Below are 442 nucleotides of genomic sequence, written 5' to 3' on the forward strand. Positions count from 1 at the left end.
GGTATACGCAATACGGTGAAGCCAATTCTGGAATCGTGCGTATGGTGCGGCGCGATATGGAGTCTGCCTATCAAGCAGGTCGCAACGATGCACGCGTCGAGGCCGAAACGTGCTCTGATGAACAGTGGATCGCGGAGCACGGCACACGTCTCGCCCGGCTCCTGAACATCGATGGCTACGATTTGGCTGATCGCGATGCGCAGATTGCGGATTTGCTGAAGCGGTCAGCACTGATTCCCATGCACGGTCGAATCGACGCGAAGGCCACGGTTCTGGGCATTATGCGATACGTAACGCGTAACTGGAACATGGAATTCGAGCACTACATGGGCACTCCCATGTATGCCCTGCTCGCGTTTCGTGAGTTTGATGAGCTGAAGAAGATTCTAGACGAACAACACAACATTATCCTCGGTGCCCAGCTCAACGACGGCATTTCGCT

General features: G+C 54.8%; 1 protein-coding gene. It reads left to right on the forward strand.

Going from position 1 to position 442, the window contains the following annotated elements:
- Positions 1–442, forward strand: a 442-nt coding sequence (locus AC1RPR_RS08310; protein WP_481763486.1) for a hypothetical protein, incomplete at both ends; no start/stop codon positions are given.

The sequence above is a fragment of the Dellaglioa sp. CoH-57-MRSF-22 genome (genome assembly GCF_056781895.1).